The following is a 19,976-nucleotide window of genomic DNA, read 5'->3' as shown; positions in this document are numbered from 1 at the left end:
GACTGCGGGCGGTTTCAGCCCATGCGGCGGCGCAGTGCGTCGAGGGCGCCCGGTCGAGGGCCGGGTACCCGCTCGCGCAACGCGACGAGCGCGGGGCCCAGGGCGCCGGCCCTGGCGCGGTCGTCGACCCGCTCCCACTGGTGATGGGCCCGGTCGACGGCCGCCTCGACGTCGGGATCGTCGGCCTGCTGCCGCAGGGCAAGTCTGAACTCAGCGGCTGCCAGCCAGAGTTCGCAGCTGCGGGCCGGGTCGCCGGCGAGGCGGGCGAGGTCGGCCCGTACCTCCGTCCAGTGCACGGCCTCGGCGGACCGGGGCCCGTGCCGGCGCAGGGCCTCGCTCTCCCAGGCGGCCGCCATGGCGGCGGCCTCCCCGTGCCGCCCGGCCATGGCGGCGGCGAGGATCGCGGGATGCGGATCCTGGACGACGGCCGCGACGGGGGCGGCCGGAGCAGGGGCGGCGGGCGCGGGGACGACGACCGGCGCGGGGGCCAGAAGGATCTCCTCCGGCGCCGTCGCGCGGGCCGCCGACGCCCGGACGCAGGCCTCGGCGTGCATCGCGGGGAGCGGCGGCCGGGCGCCGGCTCGCCAGAGCTCCGCCCAGGCGCGGAGGTAGTCGGGGGTCGCGGGCTCGCCCCGCCGCGGGGCCGGGGTCACGCGCCCGTACAGGTGCGTGCCGGGCCCCAGGTGCAGCAGGTCCGGTGCGGCGGTGAGGCGCTGCCAGACGTCGGGGTCCGCGGCGAGGTCGGCGACGACGGTCGTGGTGCCGGCGGGGCGCCGGCCGAGTTCGCCCGCGAGCCAGTGCCAGGGCAGCGCCGTGTAACGCAGGGTCGCCGCGGTGGTGCGGGCGAGCGCGAGATGGGGCAGGAACTGTCGCTTGTCGAGGTGGAGTTGGCCCGCGAGGAAGACGACGAGGGGGCCGGGGCTCGCCGCCACCGCGCGCAGGCGGGTGAGGACGGTCTGGGGATCCAGCGGATCGGCGAGTTCGACGACGGTCGCGGTGGCGGTGCCGGTGAGGACGGCGGGCGGCACGGCGGCGAGGACCGGCAGCACGGACGCGGCGTCCATGGCGCGCCCCCGCCCGGCGGGCGCTGCCGCGAGCAGCACCGCCGTACCCACCGAGGCCGGACCCACGGAGGCCGCGCCCGGCTCGGAGACACCCGGCACGGACGCACCTGCCCCGGGAGTGCCGATCGCGGCATCACCCACCCCCGCACCCCCACCCGCACGTATGTCCGCACCCGGATACGCGCGGGTCCGGGCGTCGCCGCCTCCGCTCGCACGCCCGCCCGTTTCCCGCACCCGCGTACCTGCCGAGCGGGTGCCTACCGTGCCGTTTCCGTCGTCGATCACCACCCCAGCACCGTAACGCGTCGCGGCCTGTCCGATAATCGTCGGGCCGTAGGCATATGTCAGAAGCACCACCGGATCGAGTGTTGCCAAATCCCTTACGAGGTGTCCCGGGCTGTGCAACAGTCGTCCGCAGGCCTCCTTTTCCCACCTGGCCGCGCCGCGCCTGTATCGGAGTACGACATGCCGCCGTCCCATCTGTTCGCGGACCGTCCCGCCCAGCCGCCGGAGCCGGGCGCGGTGGACGCGCTGATCTCGCAGACCCGCCGCCTGCGCGGCGAGGTGGACGCCGTCCGCCGGGACGCCGTGGCGAACGACGACGACCCCCAGCAGCGGTGGCAGCGTGCCCTGTGCGACCTCGCCGTGCATCAACTCGACGACCTGGGCGCCCACTTGGGCCAGCTCCGCGTCGGCGTGCCGGAGGGTGTCGCGCCCGGGACCGGGGCCGACGCCGAGCCCGAGGTCGACATCGTCCCCGACCCGGCCACCGAGCCCGACCCCGGCACCGCGTACGGCGAGGCCGCACCGGCCCGCACCGGCTCGCTGCTCTCCCGTGTCGGCAGCGCCGAGTGGAACCTCCTCACGGACGAGGTCAGTTGGTCCGAGGAGCTGTTCCAGATCTTCGGCCGTCCCGCCGAGAGCGGCCCGATGTCGCTGGACGAACTGCCCTCCATGGTCTTCGCCGAGGACCAGTCCGTGCTCCAGGGCCTGGTGACGGACTGCCTCATCGACGGGAAGCCCATCGACGGCGAGTTCCGGATCGTCCGGACGGACGGCCGTGTGCGGACCGTGCACATGACGGGTGAGCCCGTCCTCGACTCCGACGGCTGCACCGCCTCCATGTGGGCCGTTTTACGAGACGTCAGCGAGCTGCGACGCAGCCAGCGGGCGGTCCGCGAGAGCCGGGACAGCCTGGAGCGCAGCCGTCAGATCGAGCGCACCGAGCGGCGCGTCGCCGTCGAGCTCCAGGAAGCGGTGCTCCCGCCGTGGCGCGGCTCGCTCCGCTTCGCCCACGACGGCCCCGCCCCGCTCGACGTGGCGGCCCACTACCTGCCGGCCGCCAGCACCGGCCTGATCGGCGGCGACTGGTACGACGCCCTGGCCCTGCCCGGCGGAGACGCGCTGCTGACCGTGGGCGACCTGACGGGCCACGGGGTCGCCGCGACCTCCTCCATGGCCATGCTCCTCGGCGCGCTGCGCGGCATGGCCGTGGCCGGAATCCGCCCAGGGGACCTGATGGGGCACCTCAACCAGCTCCTGGAGACCTCCGTACAGCCCGCGCTCGGCAGCGCGATGTGCTGCCGCTACGACCCGGTCGCCCAGACCCTGACCTGGGCGCAGGCCGGCCACCCCGCCCCGCTGCTCTTCCGCGACGGGACGGGGCACGCCCTGCGGCGGCCCGAGGGTGTACTGCTCGGGGCCACGACCGGCGGCAGATACGGCGAGACCGAGACCCAGCTGTTCCCCGGTGACCTGCTGGTGCTGCACACGGACGGACTGACCCGTGGCAGCGGCGCGCAGGACGACACGGGCACGCGGCGGCTGCTCGCCCTCGGCCCCCGGCTCACCGAAGCACGGGACGCGCTGGAATGCGTGCGCGCGGTCGTCGAGGAGTTCGGCGAGGAGCCGCGCGAGGACGACGCCTGCGTGATGGTGGTCCAGGTCGGACGCTGACCGAGGGCACCGGGCCCCGAAGGGTCGCCGAAAGCGACCCGGAACCCATGGACGGGTTTCGGGTCGTCGGCGCGTCCGGCCGACGGTGATCTGCCCCTGTTCTACCCCTGCGAAGGCCCGGTCGTGCCTTCCTACCCTTGTGTGAAGGCCCGGTCGTGCCGTGCCCCCGCGATGGCCCTGCGGCCTCGCGAGGAGCTCAGGCCTCGCCGTTTCTCGGACGGTTGACCGGCGACTTGGGCAGGGCCAGCTCGATCTCCTCGCGCAGGACCTCGATCTTCGAGAAGCCCGCGTACTGCCCGGTGAGCCGGTACATCTCCCGCAGCCGGTGCCACGTCCGGTGGGAGGAGGTCTCCCCCATGGAGACGAGGGCGAGCCGGGCATAGCGGTCCGCCTGCTCCGGATCGTCGGCGATGAAGCAGGCCGAGGCCATCGAGATGAAGTCGAAGAGCTTCGAGCGGTTGTGCCCGTGGCTGCGCAGCTCCAGGGCGAGCCTGGCGTGCCGCTGAGCGGGGATCGCTGCGGAGGGGTCGTGATCCGCGAGGGTCCGGTAGGCGAGGGCCTGCATGCCGTGCATGTCGGCCTCGTCGAAGTTCTGCATCCAGCTCGGCGGTTCCACGTCCGCCCGGTCCGAGATGAAGAGCTCCTCCGCCTCGCCCAGCGTCCGCTTCATGGCCTGCCCGCGCCCCATCGAGGCCTGTGCCCAGGCCTCGATGGTGTGCAGCATGGCCTGCGTCCGCGGCAGCATCTCCTCGCCACCGCCGGCCTTGGCCAGCTTCATCAGGTCGAGGGCGTCGTCGGGCCGGCCCAGGTGCACCATCTGGCGGGCCGCCCGGGACAGCGCCTCGCCGGCCCGGGGACGGTCGCCGCCCTCGCGGGCCGCGTGGGCGGCGATGACGAAGTACTTCTGCGCCGTGGGTTCGAGGCCCACATCGTGGGACATCCAGCCCGCCAGGACGGCAAGGTTGGCGGCGACGCCCCAGAGGCGCCGCTGGAGGTGGTCGGCGTGGCGGTAGGCGAGCATGCCGCCCACCTCGTTGAGCTGGCCCACGACGGCCTTGCGCTGGAGGCCGCCGCCCCGGGAGGCGTCCCACGCGCGGAACACGTTCACCGAGTACTCCAGCGCCTCGATCTCCTCCGACCCGACGGGGGCGGCCTCATAACGGTCGAACCCGGCGGGGTCGGCGTGGAGGGGATCGGTGGCGCGCTGGGCGGTGGCCTTGCGTGCGGGGTCGGTCTGCAGCCAGTCGTACATGCTGCTGCTGAGTGCGGAGCCGGCGGCGAGCGCGGCACCCGCGCCCACCAGGCCGCGTCGGTTGAGCATGAGGTCCATTCCCGTGAATTCGGTGAGGACCGCAGCCGTACGATCGGGTGGCCAGGGCAGGTTGTCGGGGTTGTCGTCGTTCTTGACGACCTGCCTTCGTCCGGCGCGCCCGTGTCGTACGAACCCGAGGTCCTCGATGGTCACGACACGGCCGAGTCGCTCGGTGAACAGTGCTGCCAACACGCGGGGTACGGGATCGCGCGGGGTCTCGCCCCGGTCGATCCACCGCCGCACCCGCGAGGTGTCGGTCGCCAGCTGGGGGTGGCCCATGGCCGCCGCCTGCCGGTTGACGAGTCTCGCGAGTTCGCCCTTGGACCAGCCGGCCAGGCCGAACAGGTCTGCCAGGCGGGTGTTGGTTTGTCCGGTCACGTCTAAGCCCCCAGGTTCTCGGCTGAGTTGACAGTAACCCCCTGTCATAGGGCTGGCGACTATTCGCCAGGGTTCGCCAGGGTGCGCCCGATGTTCCGCCACCCGCGCCCGGGTGTCAGGTAGGAACGCGCCACCCCGCCCCGCCGACCGGCCCTCATTCCCCAGGGTGCGGACCCGGGGGCGGGCGGGGCGACGCACGCAACTCGTCGGACCACGAAGGGATCTGTCACCTCCATGTACACAGCATCGTCCTCCGTGTCCGCCCCGCCCCGGCCGCAGCACCGCGTCGTCCCGGCCGGTGCCGGGCCGCACCTCGCCCCCGCGCCTCAGGCCGTACGGCCCCGGCGCTGGACGGGCGGCACAGGCACCCAGCCGGTGAGCGGAAGACTCGACCTGTCCGGCCCCCAGGGGGCGCAGCTGAAGATGGCGATCGCCTCGGTCCACCGCATCTGCCCGGAGTTCAACCCGGTCCAGGTGCTGCGGCGCAGCGGCCGCTCCGTCCTGATCGTCGGGACGACCGGACGGACCACGGCGGTCGCGAAGTGTTTACTGGACCATTCCCCCGCGTGGGTCGAGCGGTTCCAGCACGAGATAGCTTCCTACCGCTCCTTCGTCCGGCACCGCCCGCCGGTGCGGGCGCCCCGGCTCATCGCCGCGGACCCGGAGAACTGCACGCTGGTGATCGAGCGGATGCCCGGACGGGCGGCGGCGCTCTCGCGCCACCCCGTCGAGGCCCCGCCGCGGGCCGATGTCCGGGCGGTGCTCGGCGCGGTGGCCCGGCTCAACTCCTGGCGGCCGCCGGCCGGGACCTTCGACGCCCCGCTGGACTACGGGACGCGGATCGCGCGCTACCACGAGCTCGGTCTCTTCACCGACCGGGACCGGGACGACCTGCAGAAGCTGCTGCACGGCCTGGCGCACGCGGGCGGTCGGCAGGGCATGGGGCAGTTCTGCCACGGTGACGCCCTGCTCTCCAACATCCTGCTCTCCCCCGCCGGTCCGGTCCTCGTCGACTGGGAGCACGCCGGCTGGTACCTGCCCGGCTACGACCTGGCGACCCTGTGGGCGGTGCTCGGTGACGCGCCGCTGGCCAGGCGGCAGATCAGTCAGCTCGCCCAGCAGGCGGGCCCGGCCTCCCGGGACGCCTTCCTGGTGAACCTGATGATCGTGCTGACGCGGGAGATCCGTACCTACGAGACGGCGGTGCAGCGCACCATCAAGGAGGCCCCGCCGGCCGGTACCGTCCCGGTGCCCTCCGGTGCGCTCTCCGCGGGCGAGGAACAGCGGCTGCTCCTGAGGCGGCTGCACGACGACTGCGCCATGGCACGGCGGGCCGTGCGCGCGGCGGTCGGGACGCGCTGAAGGGGCGGGTCCGACCGACGACACGGGGCCCGGACGGGACGTCCACGACAGGGCCCCAGGGAGGCGCGCCGTGCGCCCGGTGCCGACACACCGGGACACGGCGCACCGTCTTGTCCACGCCGTCGGACCTCGCGGGCGACGGCCCCATTGGTCCACTCCACTGACGCGTCCCAGGCCCGGGACCCGTCGTCGCGAAACTCCGCCGAACGGCCTCCATTCCCGTCCTGACGTGGGAACTTCCGCGTGCGCAGGCGTGATTGACGGATCGTCCGGGACCCGATACCCCTGTACGGGTTCGGTCCCGCACGCCGCCGTGTCACCCCCGCCCCTGGAGGCTGCCTTGCTCCGTTCCACGTCCTACAGACGTGTGTCACCCCTGCCACGGTCCCCCCGCCGCGTGCCGAGGGTGGCGGGCGCCGTCGCGTCCGCCGCCCTGCTGCTGCCACTGCTGTCCGCGGCCCCGTCCGCCGTCGCCGAGGTGCCCGAGGCGGGCACGCTCCAAGGGCAGTTCGCGCGGGCGGCCGCGCACCACGGCGTGCCCGAGAGCGTCCTGCTCGCCGTGTCGTACCTCCAGTCGCGCTGGGACACCCACGGCGGTGCGCCGAGCGTGACCGGCGGATACGGGCCGATGCACCTGACGGACGCGGTGACGGCGCTCGCCGAGTCCACCGCCCCGCACCACTCGGACGGCGAGGAGGACGGGCGCGGCGACTCCTCGCGCCCGGCCCGGACGGCGGCCGATGCACCCGCGAGCGCGGCCGTGCCCGCGTCGGAGGCGCTGCCCGGCCGGCTGCGGACCCTGGAGCGGGCGTCCGCGCTCTCCGGGATCCCTGCCGAGGAGCTGCGCGACTCCACCGCCGCGAACATCGAGGGTGGGGCGGCGCTGCTCGCGGCGGCGCAGCGGGAGGCCGGGCTGCCGGCGAGCGCCGACCCCGCCGAGTGGTACGGAGCCGTGGCGCGCTACTCGGGTGCCGACGACTCGGCGACGGCCGCGACGTACGCGAACGACGTGTTCGACGTGATCCGGACCGGGGAGTCCCGCACGACGGACAGCGGCCAGCGGGTGTCGCTCCCTGCCGTCCCCGCGGTGGCGCCCGCCACGGAGCAGGTCGACGCGCTCGGGCTGCGCCGGCCCGCCGCGGGTCCGGTGGAGTGCCCGCGGTCGGTGGCCTGCGAGTGGATCCCCGCGCCGTACGAGGAGTTCGGCGACGGCGACTACGGCAACCACGACAAGGCGGACCGGCCCTCGTCCCAGTCGATCGACTACATCGTCGTCCACGACACCGAGGCGACCTGGGACGTCACCCTGAAGCTGGTGCAGGACCCGACGTACGTGTCGTGGCAGTACTCGCTGCGCTCCTCGGACGGGCACATCGCGCAGCACCTGCCGCTCAAGGACGTCGGGTGGCACGCGGGGAACTGGTTCGTGAACGCCAAATCGGTGGGGCTGGAGCACGAGGGCTTCCTCACCTCGCCGGACTCCTGGTACACGGAGGCGATGTACCGGACGTCGGCGAGGCTCGTGCGGTACCTGGCGCAGCGGTACGACATCCTGCTGGACCGGCAGCACATCCTCGGGCACGACACCGTGCCGGGGACGGTGACCTCGACGATCCGGGGCATGCACACGGACCCGGGCCCGTACTGGGACTGGGCCCACTACTTCAAGCTGCTGGGCCGGCCGATCACGCCGAGCGCCGGTCCGCACGCCGGAGTGGTGACGATCCGGCCCGACTACAGCGCGCATCAGCCGGTCTACACGGGCTGCGTGAAGGCGGGCGAGGTGTGTGCGCCGCACGGGAGCGGTGCGGTGCGCCTGCACACCGCACCGAGCGCCGACGCGCCCCTGGTGAAGGACATCGGGCTGCGGCCGGGTGGGCAGGACTCGACCACCGGGGTCAACGACACCGGGGCGCGCGCCTCGACCGGGCAGAGCTTCGCGGTGGCGGAGCGCCGGGGCGAGTGGACGGCGATCTGGTACCTGGGGCAGAAGGCGTGGTTCCACAACCCGGGGAAGGAGCCGGCCGCGGTGAACGCGCGCGGGCTCGTCCTCACTCCCCGGGAGGGGCTCACGGAGGTGCCGGTGTACGGGCGGGCGTATCCGGAGGCCTCGGCCTACCCGGCGGGGGTGCCGGTGCAGGCGGTGTCCCCGCTGCCGTACAAGCTGCTCGCGGGTCAGCGGTACGTGGTGGGTGACCGCACACCGGGCGAGTACTACTTCGCGCCGGTGTTCGACAGCAGCGGACACACGGTCGTCCGGGGCCAGGAGGAGTACTACCAGATCCAGTTCGGCCATCGGGTGGCCTTTGTGAAGGCCTCTGACGTGCGGGTTTCCCAGGGCTGACGGAGGCGTGGCCGAAAGGCTCGGGGTGGTGCCGGAGAAACACTCCGGCGCCACCCCACCTCCGTTCATACGACTATTCGGGAGATCGCGTGTGCCATCCGGGCGACGGGTAAGGCTGGGCCGGTCACCGCACGTGCTCACCGGAAGGCCCTTCAGGAAATGGCTCAGCCCTTCGTTATGCCGGACTTCTATGTTCCGTATCCGGCGCGGCTCAATCCCCATGTGGAGACCGCCCGCACGCATACGCGTGACTGGGCACGGGAGATGGGGATGCTGGAGGGCTCGGGCGTCTGGGAGGAGCACGACCTCCAGTCCCACGACTACGCGCTGCTCTGCTCGTACACCCACCCCGACTGCGACGCAGAGACCCTCGACCTCGTCACGGACTGGTACACGTGGGTCTTCTTCTTCGACGACCACTTCCTGGAGGTCTTCAAGCGCACCCAGGACCGGGCGGGCGGCAAGGCCTATCTGGACCGGCTGCCGCTCTTCATGCCGGCGGACCCGGCGGCGGGCATGCCCGAGCCGACCAACCCGGTGGAGGCGGGTCTCGCGGACCTCTGGCGGCGGACGATCCCGTCGATGTCCGGGGGCTGGCGGGTGCGGTTCGCGGAGGCGACGGAGCACCTCCTCTACGAGTCCCTGTGGGAGCTCGACAACATCAACGACGGGCGGATCGCCAACCCCCTGGAGTACATCGAGATGCGCCGCAAGGTCGGCGGCGCGCCCTGGTCGGCAGGTCTCGTCGAGTACGCGGCAGGGGCCGAGGTCCCCGCCCAGGTGGCGTACTCCCGCCCGCTGCGTGTGCTCAGGGACGCCTTCTCGGACGCCGTGCACCTGCGCAACGACCTCTTCTCGTACCAGCGCGAGGTGGAGGACGAGGGCGAGAACAGCAACGGCGTCCTGGTCCTGGAGAGGTTCCTCGGCTGTACGACCCAGGAGGCGGCGGAGGCCGTCAACGACCTGCTGACCTCCCGGGTCCAGCAGTTCGAGAACACGGCCCTGACCGAAGTGCCGCTGCTCGCCGCCGAGAAGGGGCTGAGCGCGGTCGAGTGCGCGGCCGTGGCGGCGTACGCGAAGGGGCTCCAGGACTGGCAGTCCGGCGGGCACGAGTGGCACATGCGCTCCAGCCGGTACATGAACGAGGGCATGGTCGCGGGGCCTTCGCGGCTCGAAGGGGTCCTCGGCACCTCCGCTCTCGACATCCGGACCCTGTTCGGGCGCCCGGCGGCGGCCCGGCACCGGGCGTTCAGCCACGCCCCGCACCAGCACGTGGGGCCTTCGCTGCTGCCCGAGTTCGACCTGCCGTACCCGCTCGCCGTCAACCCCCACCACGCGGCGGCCAAGCGGCACACGGTGGACTGGGCCGAGCGGATGGGGCTCCTCGACGACCTCTGGGACCGGTCGCTGGCGGAGGGCTTCGACTTCGCGCTGTGCTCGGCGGGCCTCGATCCGGACGCGTCCCTGGAGGAGCTGTGCCTCAGCTCCGACTGGCTGACCTGGGGGACGTACGCGGACGACTACTACCCGGCGCTCTTCGGGCGTTCGGGCGGTCTGGCCGGCGCGAAGGAGCAGACCGACCGGCTCAAGGCGTGCATGCCGCTCGACGAGCCGTCGGCCGGCGCGGCGGTCGCGGTGAACCCGCTGGAGCGCTCGCTCGCCGACATCTGGCACCGGACCGCCGCGCCGATGGCCCCTCGGGCACGAGCGCAGTTGCGGGGTGCGATCGACGCGATGCTCGACAGCTGGATGTGGGAGATGCACAACGTGGTGCAGCACCGGGTGCCCGACCCGGTCGACTACATCGAGATGCGGCGCAGCACCTTCGGGTCCGAACTCACCCTGCTGCTGTGCAGGATCCGGCAGGACGCGGCGCTGCCTCCGGAGCTGTTCCGGTCGGGCACGGTGCGCAGCCTGGAGAACGCGGTGATGGACTACGGCGCGCTCGTCAACGACCTCTTCTCGTACCAGAAGGAGATCGAGGTCGAGGGCGAGGTGCACAACGGCGTTCTGGTGCTCCAGAAGTTCTTCGACTGCGACTACCCGACGGCGGTGGCGATGGTCGACGACCTGATGCGGGGCCGGCTGCGTCAGTACGAGCACCTGAAGGCGCGTGAAGTTCCCGTGCTCTACGAGGACTTCGGTCTCGACGCGGCCGGGCGGGCGGCGTTCGAGGCGTATCTGCGGGAGTTGGAGGACTGGCTCGCGGGTGTCCTCAACTGGCACCGGAAGGCCCGGCGTTACGGCCCTGAGGACGTCCGTGCGGGCAGTGGCAGCGCGCTGCTGCGGCGCGGACCCGTGGGTCTCGGCACCTCGGCCGCGCGGCTCTCCGAGCTGCTCGGCGCCGCACCCCGCTGACCTGCGCCGAAGGCCTCCGGGACGGTTCCCGGAGGCCTTCGGGTCATCGGATCAGGTGCGCCGGCCGCGCAGGTCGTCGATCTCGCGGCGCTCGCGCTTGGTGGGGCGGCCCGCGCCCCGGTCGCGTACCGCCGCGACGGCGACGTGCTCGCGGGGCGGCGGGGGCGGGCTGTTGTCCACGTACGCCTCGACGGCGACGGGCGGCCCGACCCGCTTGATGTGCAACTCCTTGACCTCGACGATCCGTTCACGGCCGCCGTGGAAGATCCTGACCTCGTCGCCCGGCTTCACCGACTGCGCGGGCTTGGCCCGGTCGCCGTTGACCTTGACGTGCCCGGCCCGGCAGGCCGCGGCGGCCTGGGCCCGGGTCTTGGTGAGGCGGACCGCCCAGATCCAGGCGTCGACGCGCGCGCTCATCGGCCCCCGCTTCCCGTCAGCCCTGCTGGAACAGCTCGGCGGGCAGGGGCTTGAGCAGCGCGTACAGGTCGTCGGTGATCGGCCGGTCCCAACTGGCGATCGTCACGAGGACGTTGTCGCTGCGGTCGAACTGGACGCAGGAGATGCGGCTCTCGGAGAGCTTGAGGCGGCGGACGATGAGGAGGTTGTCGCCCTGCATCACGGGGACGTCCTCGGTGTCGAGCACCTCGACCGGCTCGTCGTTCTCCAGGGCCGCGAGGAGCTGGGCGACCTCGAAGGGGATCTGCCCGTCGGCGAGCTCGCGCGCCGGGGAGCCCTCGGGGAGGTTGCCGATGATCATCGCGGGGCCGCGGCCGCCGAACAGGTCGTACCGGAGGAACACGCCCTGGCAGGAGCCGTCGGGGGCGGGCAGCAGACCGGCGCCGAGATTGCCGGGCCAGTCGCCCGGATCCATGGCCAGGACATCGAAGTCCGGGCCCGCGGGAGTGGCGGCGCTGCGGCGGCGGAGGAAGGACATACGGCCATGGTACGTGCCCCGGCGCGCGATGCCGCGCGCCGGGCGCCCCGCCCCGGTCAGGGCTGCCCGCCGGGGCGGCCCGTGTTCCGCAGGGCCTGGTCGAGGCCGGTCCTGTCGGTGCCCAGTTTCCGGTAGACGGCCGAAAGGAGGCGGCTGACGGCGGCCGCGTCGACGCCGAGGTGGAGGGCCACGTCCCGGTCGCGGACGGTGAGCTCGGCGGCCTGGCGCTCACGGGCGGTGAGCGTGTCCGTGCCGGCCGGGTGGAGGGCCCGGGGGCGCAGTCCGGCCGCCGCCAGCTCGGCCCGCGCCTCGTCGACCAGGCCGTCGGCGCCGCAGTCCTGGGCGGCCTCCAGGCCCCGGTAGAGGTGCTCGGCGGCCTCCCCCGCGCGTTCCGTGCGGCGCAGGGCGGCGCCGAGGGCGACGAGGGAGCGGGCGAGCTCGTAGGCGGCGGGCGACTGGTCCAGCCAGTCGACGGACTCCTCCAGGAGCTTCACGTGCTCGGCGGGCGCGGAGACCTCGGCGAGCACCCGGAGCGCCGAGCCGATCGCGGAGGGTGCCCCGTACTGCCGGGCGCGGGCGACGGCCTCCTGGGCGGTCCGCCGGGCCCTCGCGGGGGTCGTGGCGGCCTCGGCGGCGGCGAGGTGGAGCTGCCAGGGGCACCAGGCGGGGTTGCGCATGCCGCGCGGGTCGAGGCGGCGGCCGACGGCGGCCGGGAAGGGCTCGCCGAAGTCGTGCTCGCGGGCGATGCGGTCGGCCTCCTCGACCCGGCCGCGGGCGAGCAGGACCTCGATGGTGACGCCGACCGCGTACCACTGGGCGGGGGTGCGCGGTCCGACGCGCTCCGCGAGGCGCAGTCCGGCGCGGACGAAGTCCTCGGCCTCGACGAGGCGGCCGCGGCGGTAGCGGATGTAGCCGAGCAGGGTGTACGCGAAGGAGAGGTGGGCGCCGCGCCAGCCCTGGCGCTCGAACTCGGCGGTGCCGGCGGCGAACAGCTCCTCGGCGCGGCCGGGGCGGTCGGCGTAGAGGAAGGTGAGGGCCGTGAGGACCGGGACCTCGAAGCCCCGGCTCTCGTCGGCCCAGCTGAGACCGCCTTCGAGGGCGCGCTCGGCGTGCCGTACGGCGACGGCGGAGGGTTCGGCGCGCAGGGTGGCGTCCCAGGCGCGCAGGCCGATGACGTACCGCTCGGTGAGGTCGCGGCCGGTGAGCCGGTCGGCGAGGGCGGTGAGGCGGCGGGAGCGGGCGGGCGACTCGGGTTCGTCGGCGCGGAAGGCGTCCCACATGAACTTCTCGGCCTGCATACGGAGGCGGCTGCGGGCGTCGGTGGTCTGCCGGGCCTCGCGGCCGAGGAGCTCGGAGGCCTCGACGAGGCGGTCGCTGTGGGCGAGGACCTGGGAGAGGCGGTAGACGATGCCGTGCCGCAGGGCCGGGTCGGCGATCGGCTCCTCCAGGGCGGCGCGCAGGTGGTTGACGGTGGTGGCGGGTTCGGTGAGGAGGGAGGAGCAGCCGAGCTCGAAGAGGACGGCGGCCCGGTCGTCGACGGTGGGGGGCTCGCGCAGGGCGCGGGCGAGGAAGCGGCGGGCTGCGTCGGGGGCGCCGGCGCGGAGGTTCTCGCGGGCGGCCGCGCGCAGATGGCCGACAGCCCAGGAGTCGCCCTCGGGGTGGGTCTCCAGGAGGTGGCGGGCCGCGGCGGTGGAGCCGAGGCCCGCGTCGACGACGCACCAGGCGGCCTGGCCGTGGAGGGCGACGCGGGTGGCGGCGGGGATCGAGCGGTAGACGGTGGTGGCGATGAGGGGGTGGACGAACTGGAGGGGCTCGTCGGGTCCGTCGGCCTCGGCGAGCACCCGGGCCTCGCGCAGCCGCCCGGCGCAGTCGGCGACGGCCTCGTCGCCGAGTCCGGCGACGGCTCCGGCGAGCTGCGGGGAGATCTCGGTGCCGAGGACGGCGCAGGCCCAGGCGAGGCGCACGGTGGCGGGGCCGAGGCGTTCGAGCCGGGTGACGAGGCCGCTGCCCTTGAGGGCGGCGGCGAGGTCGCGGAGTTCGTGGGCGCCGCCCGCGGTGGGTTCGAGGCCGTGGTCGCGGACCTTGGCGGCGAGTTCGACGGCCTCGAAGGGATTGCCGGAGGTGACGGTCCAGCACTCCCGGCAGAAGGCGTCGTCGGCATGGGCGCCGACCCGGTCGCGGACGAGCTGCGCTATGGCGTCGGTGGTGAGCGGGGCGAGGCCGAGGGGCCGCTGCCCCGAGCGGTGTCCGGTGAACTCCGCGCCCTCGTCGGGGAGTTCGTCGGGCCGGTAGGCGACGACGAGGAGCATGGGCAGCTCTTCGGCGCGCGGGGCGAAGGCGGCGAGCCAGCCGAGGGACTCGGGGTCGGCCCAGTGGGCGTCGTCGAGGACGACGACGAGCGGGGCGCGCCGGACGGCGAGGTGGGTGAGGACCCAGTCGAGTCCGTCGCGCAGGCCCTGCGGGTCGGGCGGGGACCCGGCGCCGGTGGCGCGCAGCCCGAGGGCGGGGCCGATGATGTCGTACCAGGAGCCGAGCCGCTCGCGGAGCTCGGTGTCGGAGGCGTGGGCCAGTTGGGGCTGGAGGAGCTGCCGGGCGACGTGGAAGGCGACCCGCTGTTCCTGGTCGCCGCCCCGGGCGGAGAGCACGGTGCAGCCGCGGGCGCCGGCGAGGCGCCGGATCTCGGCGAGCAGGGTGGTCTTGCCGAGCCCGGCGGGGGCGGCGTAGGCGAGGATGCCGCCGCGCCGGGTGGCGCGGGGCCGGTCGGCCTCGGACGCGCTGTCGGTAGCACTGTCGGACGCGTCGGCCAGGGTGCTGTCGGCCGCGATGTGGTCGGTCACGGTGTCGTCGGCCGGGGCGGGGAGGAGCCTCGGTCCGGTGGCGGGCTCCCTGCCCGGGAGGATGACGGGACGGCTCGGGGTTCCGTCGGGGACGGCGACGAGGTGGGGGCCACGGGGCTCGCGGGGTGCGGGCACCCGGTCGGGCCGGGCAGGGAACTCCTCGGCGAGGCCCGTCAGGAGGTCGAGTGCCTCCTCGGCCGCCGTGAGCGCCGCCTCGCGTTCGAAGAGACCGAAACCCTTACGGGCCGGCCTGCCGTCCTCAGGTACCACGTTCCACCCCCACACCGGGGGCGCGCGCCCGGCGCACAGTGCGGGGTGCCGGGCGGGTGGCCCCGCGAAAACCCCAGCGTACGCCCGACGGAGTGAACAGGGACGGGTAAACACCCAAGCCAGGGGCGCACGACGGCGCGTCCGTCTCAATCCGCTCGGCACAGGGCGGTGGAGAGCACCTTCGTCGCGGCCTTCGCCGCCGTGTCGGACAGGGTCAGACCGGTGTTGACCGACAGGGTGACCTGTCGGTCGCCGTCGGCGGAGGTGAAGCTGAAGGTCTGATATCCGACCACCTCGCCCGTGTGTCCGAGGACCGGTCCGTCGGCCGGACAGGTGTGGGCGTTGCCCTCCAGGCCGAGACCGTAGGAGCGCCCCGGCCGCTCGGGGTTCATGGGCTGCGTCGCCCGCATCTCCTTCACCAGGCGGGACGGGAGCAACCGGCCGTCGAAGAGCGCCTTGTAGAAGGTGTTCAGGTCGTGGGTGGTGGAGATGAGCGTCCCGGTGGCCCAGTAGGCGGCGGGGCTGAACTCGGTGAGGTCGGTGGGCGCGGCGCCCGGTCCGCGGCCGTCGAGCCACTCGTACCCGTGCAGCCGCGGACCGGCGAGGTGCGCCGTGGTGGGGAAGGACGTGCCCGACAGGCGCAGGGGGCGCAGGATGCGGCGCTCGGTCTCGTGCCGGAGCGAGCGGCCCGTGATGTCCTCGACGAGCAGTCCGAGGACGACGTAGTTGGTGTTGGAGTACTCCCACACCGTGCCGGGCGCGGGCCTGTTCGGCGCGTCGGCGACGAGCGCGATGAGCTCGCGCGGTGTGTACGTGGCCCGCTGTGCGTCCCGTACCGGATCGGGCTTCCTCAGCAGCACGTCGGTGTAGTTGGCGAGACCGCTGGTGTGGTGGAGCAGCTGCCGTACGGTGATGTGCCCGCCGTTGGGCACGACGCCGGGGAGGTGCTCCTCCACGGTGTCGTCGAGCCCGACCCTGTCCTCGGCCACCAGCTGGAGCACGAGGGTGGCGGTGAAGCTCTTCGTGACGCTCCCGGCACGGAACCGGTCGCCGGCCTTGGCGGCGCGCCCACTGCCCAGATCGGCGGTTCCGCTGCTGCCGCGCCACACTCCGCGCCCGTCGCGCACCTCGGCCACGGCCCCGGGGACCCCGGCGGCGACGGTGGCGTCGAGGGCCTGCTGGAGTGCGGCCCGGTCGGCTCCGTGTCCGATGCCTGCGCCGGCTGCCGGTGCGGCGGCCGTGGCGGGGGTGACGGCGGGCACGAGCAGCGCGGCGGCGGCGAGCAGGGAGACGGTGGCGGCGGTGGCCTTGCGGTGCGACGACTTCACGGGGCTGACTTCCTCATCTGCGGCTGGAGCGACGTGAGTTGGCTTCAGCCTAGGCAGGTGGAGAGCACCGGTGATCATGACGAGGGATGAGTGAGGCCCACCGCTTCCCTAAGGAGGACCCCGACCGGAGCCCTAGGGACGCCCCGGAAGGTCGCCGCCCTCCGCGAGGCGCTCCAGAACGGCCAACGCCTCCTCCGCCCGCGCGTGTTCCACGAAGAGGTGGTCGTGGTGGAACCCGGCCACGACGTTGCAGCTCATGCCCGCGTCGGCGAGCGCGCCCGCGACGGCGGCCGTCAGGCCGACGGCGTCGAGCGCGGAGTGGATCCGCAGGGTGATCCACCCCGCGACGTAGTCGTACGGGAGGGAGGCGGCGTCCGCCTCCTCCTGGCGTACGACGAGGGTGAGCCCCTCGCTCTCGGTCACGGTGACGACGGGGGCGACCCCGGCCGGGGCGGCGGGGCCGGCCACCGTGGTGAAGACGTACCGCCCGGGGGCGAGTTCCGGTCGCATTCCGGCGAGGAGTCGGATCAGGTCGCGTTCGGCGTTCATGGCGGCCAGCCTAAGCTGCCCGGCCGGCCGGTTCAGGTGGCGGGCGGGGTGTCGCCGACCAGCCACATGGAGAAGAACTGCGCGCCGCCTCCGTAAGCGTGGCCGAGCGCCCGCCGTGCGCCCTCCACCTGGTGTTCGCCCGCCTCGCCGCGCACCTGGAGCGCGGCCTCGGCGAAGCGGATCATGCCGGAGGCTCCGATGGGGTTGGTGGAGAGCACTCCGCCCGAGGGGTTCACCGGCAGGTCGCCGTCGAGTTCGGTCACTCCGGCCTCGGTGAGCTTCCAGCCCTCGCCCTCCTCGGCGAAGCCGAGGTTCTCCAGCCACATCGGCTCGTACCAGGAGAACGGCACGTACATCTCGACGGCGTCGATCTCCCGCCTCGGGTCCGTGATGCCGGCCTGCCGGTAGACGTCGGCGGCGCAGTCCCGGCCCGCCTGCGGCGAGACGAAGTCCTTGCCGGCGAAGAGGGTGGGTTCGCTGCGCATCGCGCCGCCGTGCACCCAGGCGGCCGGGCGCGGTGCACGGGCCGCGCCGGCGCGGTTCGTGAGGACCATGGCGCAGGCGCCGTCCGAGGACGGGCAGGTCTCCGAGTACCGGATCGGGTCCCAGAGCATCGGGGAGGACTGGACCTTCTCCAGGGTCAGGTCGTGCTCGTGGAGATGGGCGTAGGGGTTCTTGAGGGCGTTGCGCCGGTCCTTGTACGCGACGAGGGAGCCGACCGTGTCGGGGGCGCCGGTGCGGCGCATGTAGGCCCGGACGTGCGGGGCGAAGAAGCCTCCGGCCCCGGCGAGCAGCGGCTGCTGGAAGGGGACGGGCAGGGAGAGGCCCCACATGGCGTTGGACTCGGACTGCTTCTCGAAGGCGAGGGTGAGGACGGTCCCGTGGACGCCCGCCGCGACGAGGTTGGCGGCGACGAGCGCGGTGGAGCCGCCGACCGATCCGGCCGTGTGCACCCGGAGCATGGGTTTGCCGACGGCGCCGAGCGCGTCGGCGAGGTACAGCTCCGGCATCATCACGCCCTCGAAGAAGTCGGGGGCCTTGCCGATGACGACGGCGTCGATGTCCGCCCAGGTCAGCTCCGCGTCCGCCAGGGCTCGGACGGCCGCCTCGCGGACGAGTCCGGCGATCGAGACGTCCCGGCGGGCGGCGACGTGCTTGGTCTGGCCGATGCCGACGACGGCGACGGGCTCTTTAGGCACGGGGGTCCCCTTCCAGTACGGCGACCAGGTTCTGCTGGAGGCAGGGCCCGGAGGTGGCGTGGGCGAGGGCGCGGTCGGAGGCGCCCCGGTGGATGCGGGCGGCGGCCTCGCCGAGGCGGATGAGGCCCGTCGCCATGACGGGGTTGGCGCCGAGGGCTCCGCCGGAGGGGTTGACCCGCACGCTCTCGTCGAGGCCGAGGGCCTTGGCGAGCACGACCTCCTGGGAGGTGAAGGGGGCGTGGAGTTCGGCGGTGTCGACGGGCCTCTCGAAGGCTCCGGCGCGCTCGGCGGCGAGGCGGGTGGAGGGCGAGTCGGTGAGGTCGCGGACGCCGAGGGAGTGTGCCTCTATACGGTGGTCCATGCCCCGGATCCAGGCGGGTCGTTCGCAGAGCTCGCGGGCCAGGTCGCCGGCGGCGAGGATGACGGCGGCGGCTCCGTCGCCGATGGGCGGGCAGTCGCCGGTGCGGAGCGGCTGGACGACGTACTCGCCCTGGGGGCGGGCGCCGGGGAGTTGGGCGTGCGGGTTCGCCGCCGCGTCGCTCCGGCTCCGTTCGGCGATGGCGGCGAGGGCGGGTTCGTCGGTGTGCCCCGCGTCGACGAGCGCCTGGGCCTGGAGCGCGGCGAGGGCGACGGAGTCGGGCCAGAGCGGGGCGAGGTAGTAGGGGTCCAGCTGGCGGGTGAGGACGTCGCGTACGGAGCCGGGCGAGGACTTCCCGTAGGAGTAGACGAGGGCGGTGTCGGCCTCCCCGGTGAGGAGTTTCACCCAGGCCTCGTACAGGGCCCAGGCGCCGTCCGTCTCGACGTGGGACTCGGAGATCGGCGGCCAGGCGCCGACGCCGTCGAGTGCCATGGTGAAGGAGAAGGCCCGTCCGGCGAGGTAGTCGGAGGAGCCGGAGCAGGTGAACCCGATGTCGGAGGCCTTGAGTCCGGTCTGCCGGAGCACGTCGTGCAGGACGGGCATGACCATCTCGACCTCGGAGAGGTCGTCGGTGCGGCGGCGGTGGTCGCTCTGGGCGAAGGCGACGATCGCCACCTCTCGCGCGGGCCGGTGCGGCGTCACAGCAGCTCCTTGTAGGTGTCGTAGTCGGCGTCGGGTTCGCCGGTGGGCCGGTAGTGGTCGGGGTAGCGGCCGTCCTCGCTCCACACGGGTTCGACGCGCAGGCCCATGCGGACCTCGTCGTAGGGGATGCCGCCGATGCGGCCGTGGAGGGCGAGCCCGGCGCCGTCGAGGGCGATGTGGGCGTAGACGTACGGCACCTCGATGTCGAGGTTCTTCGCCTTGATGTTCACGATGCAGTACGTGGTGACGGTGCCGCGGGGGCCGACCTCGACCTGGTCGGTGGTGGCGACCCCGCAGGTGGGGCAGGCACCCCGGGGAGGGACGTACACCTTGGCGCAGGAGGGGCAGCGTTCGCCGACGGTGCGGCGCCCGGCGAGCGCGTGGAGGTAGCGGGTCTGGGCGCGGCCGGGGCTGTAGGTGTAGTCGAGGCGGGCGGGGGCGACGATGCCGGTGACGGGGTTGCCGAACTCCCCGTCGTGGGGCTGCGGTCCGGTCGCGGGGTCGTCGTTCTCGTACTCGTACGGCTCGAAGCAGGCGATGTCGGTGATGGCGCCGGAGCGTTCGGCGGCCCAGCGGATCCGGACGCGCAGTCCGGTGCGGACGGCCTCGGGGCCCGGGGCGTCGAGGGCGTGCAGGAGGGCGGTGTCGGCGCCGTCGAGACGGACGAGGACCCAGGCGAAGGGGGTCGCGAGCGGCTGGCCCCTGCGGGGCTCGGGGTTCCAGGCCCAGGTGGTGACGGTGCCGGTGACTCCGACCTCGACGAGCTCGCGGAGCTCGGCGGCGGTGACGGGGTCGTACTCGACGGGCGGGACGAGCACCTCGCCGGCTTCGGTCCGCGCCCCGAGCACGGTCCGCTCGCGCAGTCCGGTGAGGAAGGCGGACTGGACGGGGCCGAGGGAGCGGGTGAAGGGGAACTCGACGACCAGGGGGGCGCGGAGGGCCTCCGGCGGTGGGGCGGCGGCTGTCATGGGACGGCTCCTTCGTTGGGGGGGGGTGGGCTGGGTGCGGGTGGGACCGCTGCGCGG

The 19,976-nt window shown here is 73.7% G+C and carries 14 protein-coding genes; 4 read left to right on the top strand and 10 right to left on the bottom strand.

Features of this window, described 5'->3' with window-relative positions:
* Positions 1 to 14 precede the first annotated feature (14 nt).
* A complete protein-coding gene (locus SGA01_RS00660; RefSeq protein WP_371865951.1) occupies positions 15 to 1,163 on the bottom strand; it encodes a hypothetical protein in 1,149 nt (382 codons plus the stop codon).
* A 366-nt stretch (positions 1,164 to 1,529) separates the two neighbouring features.
* On the opposite strand from SGA01_RS00660, the gene SGA01_RS00655 reads away from it, so the two are divergent.
* Entirely contained in the window at positions 1,530 to 3,020 is a 1,491-nt protein-coding gene (locus tag SGA01_RS00655; RefSeq protein ID WP_141292340.1) for a PP2C family protein-serine/threonine phosphatase, read from the top strand.
* A 196-nt stretch (positions 3,021 to 3,216) separates the two neighbouring features.
* Here SGA01_RS00655 and SGA01_RS00650 read toward each other — a convergent pair whose 3' ends face one another.
* Entirely contained in the window at positions 3,217 to 4,710 is a 1,494-nt protein-coding gene (locus SGA01_RS00650; RefSeq protein ID WP_141292339.1) for a DNA-binding protein NsdB, read from the bottom strand.
* A 234-nt stretch (positions 4,711 to 4,944) separates the two neighbouring features.
* Here SGA01_RS00650 and SGA01_RS00645 point away from each other — a divergent pair, with 234 nt between their 5' ends.
* The 3 genes from SGA01_RS00645 (at position 4,945) to SGA01_RS00635 (ending at position 10,774) form a co-directional block, all read left to right on the top strand.
* Positions 4,945 to 6,072, top strand: a complete 1,128-nt coding sequence (locus SGA01_RS00645) for an aminoglycoside phosphotransferase family protein (RefSeq protein ID WP_141292338.1) — start codon at positions 4,945 to 4,947, stop codon at positions 6,070 to 6,072.
* A 406-nt stretch (positions 6,073 to 6,478) separates the two neighbouring features.
* Entirely contained in the window at positions 6,479 to 8,416 is a 1,938-nt protein-coding gene (locus SGA01_RS00640; protein WP_141292354.1) for an N-acetylmuramoyl-L-alanine amidase, read from the top strand.
* 159 nt (positions 8,417 to 8,575) lie between these two features.
* Positions 8,576 to 10,774 (top strand): terpene synthase family protein, encoded by a 2,199-nt coding sequence (locus SGA01_RS00635; RefSeq protein WP_141292337.1) that lies wholly within the window; start codon positions 8,576 to 8,578, stop codon positions 10,772 to 10,774.
* Between the two features lie 51 nt (positions 10,775 to 10,825).
* Here the strand turns inward: SGA01_RS00635 and SGA01_RS00630 are convergent, their stop codons facing one another.
* The 8 genes from SGA01_RS00630 to SGA01_RS00595 all read right to left on the bottom strand — a co-directional run bounded on the left by SGA01_RS00630 (position 10,826) and on the right by SGA01_RS00595 (position 19,919).
* On the bottom strand, positions 10,826 to 11,191 hold the full coding sequence (locus tag SGA01_RS00630) for an RNA-binding S4 domain-containing protein (RefSeq protein ID WP_141292336.1): 366 nt from the start codon (positions 11,189 to 11,191) through the stop codon (positions 10,826 to 10,828).
* A gap of 16 nt (positions 11,192 to 11,207) precedes the next feature.
* On the bottom strand, positions 11,208 to 11,708 hold the full coding sequence (locus SGA01_RS00625) for a hypothetical protein (protein WP_024757478.1): 501 nt from the start codon (positions 11,706 to 11,708) through the stop codon (positions 11,208 to 11,210).
* Positions 11,709 to 11,764: 56 nt separating this feature from the next.
* Positions 11,765 to 14,545: an ATP-binding protein gene (locus SGA01_RS00620; RefSeq protein WP_443098353.1), complete on the bottom strand. Its 2,781-nt coding sequence runs from the start codon at positions 14,543 to 14,545 to the stop codon at positions 11,765 to 11,767.
* A gap of 416 nt (positions 14,546 to 14,961) precedes the next feature.
* Complete coding sequence (locus SGA01_RS00615; protein WP_167533965.1) at positions 14,962 to 16,143, bottom strand: serine hydrolase domain-containing protein; 1,182 nt, start codon at positions 16,141 to 16,143, stop codon at positions 14,962 to 14,964.
* Between the two features lie 132 nt (positions 16,144 to 16,275).
* Positions 16,276 to 16,692, bottom strand: a complete 417-nt coding sequence (locus SGA01_RS00610) for an ACT domain-containing protein (protein ID WP_141292334.1) — start codon at positions 16,690 to 16,692, stop codon at positions 16,276 to 16,278.
* Between the two features lie 32 nt (positions 16,693 to 16,724).
* A complete protein-coding gene (locus SGA01_RS00605; protein WP_055645170.1) occupies positions 16,725 to 17,891 on the bottom strand; it encodes a thiolase family protein in 1,167 nt (388 codons plus the stop codon).
* The gene (locus tag SGA01_RS00600; RefSeq protein ID WP_141292333.1) at positions 17,884 to 18,951 is read right to left on the bottom strand and encodes a thiolase family protein; all 1,068 of its coding nucleotides are present in this window, start codon (positions 18,949 to 18,951) and stop codon (positions 17,884 to 17,886) included. The genes SGA01_RS00605 and SGA01_RS00600 overlap by 8 nt, the downstream gene beginning before the upstream one ends.
* Positions 18,948 to 19,919 (bottom strand): Zn-ribbon domain-containing OB-fold protein, encoded by a 972-nt coding sequence (locus SGA01_RS00595; RefSeq protein WP_141292332.1) that lies wholly within the window; start codon positions 19,917 to 19,919, stop codon positions 18,948 to 18,950. Before SGA01_RS00595 ends, SGA01_RS00600 begins: the two co-directional genes overlap by 4 nt.
* Positions 19,920 to 19,976 lie beyond the last annotated feature (57 nt).

It is taken from the genome of Streptomyces gardneri (assembly GCF_006539185.1).
Classification (GTDB): Bacteria; Actinomycetota; Actinomycetes; order Streptomycetales; family Streptomycetaceae; genus Streptomyces; species Streptomyces gardneri.
The sequence above is the reverse complement of the archived record's forward strand: the minus strand, read 5'-3'. Positions and strand labels throughout refer to the sequence as shown.

Excerpts from the sequence above, each read along its gene's own strand:
- SGA01_RS00655 (WP_141292340.1), top strand. The coding sequence starts at position 1,530 with ATGCCGCCGTCCCATCTGTTCGCGGACCGTCCCGCCCAGCCGCCGGAG.
- SGA01_RS00595 (WP_141292332.1), bottom strand. The coding sequence starts at position 19,919 with ATGACAGCCGCCGCCCCACCGCCGGAGGCCCTCCGCGCCCCCCTGGTC.
- SGA01_RS00630 (WP_141292336.1), bottom strand. The coding sequence starts at position 11,191 with ATGAGCGCGCGCGTCGACGCCTGGATCTGGGCGGTCCGCCTCACCAAG.
- SGA01_RS00645 (WP_141292338.1), top strand. The coding sequence starts at position 4,945 with ATGTACACAGCATCGTCCTCCGTGTCCGCCCCGCCCCGGCCGCAGCAC.
- SGA01_RS00625 (WP_024757478.1), bottom strand. The coding sequence starts at position 11,708 with ATGTCCTTCCTCCGCCGCCGCAGCGCCGCCACTCCCGCGGGCCCGGAC.
- SGA01_RS00610 (WP_141292334.1), bottom strand. The coding sequence starts at position 16,692 with ATGAACGCCGAACGCGACCTGATCCGACTCCTCGCCGGAATGCGACCG.
- SGA01_RS00635 (WP_141292337.1), top strand. The coding sequence starts at position 8,576 with ATGGCTCAGCCCTTCGTTATGCCGGACTTCTATGTTCCGTATCCGGCG.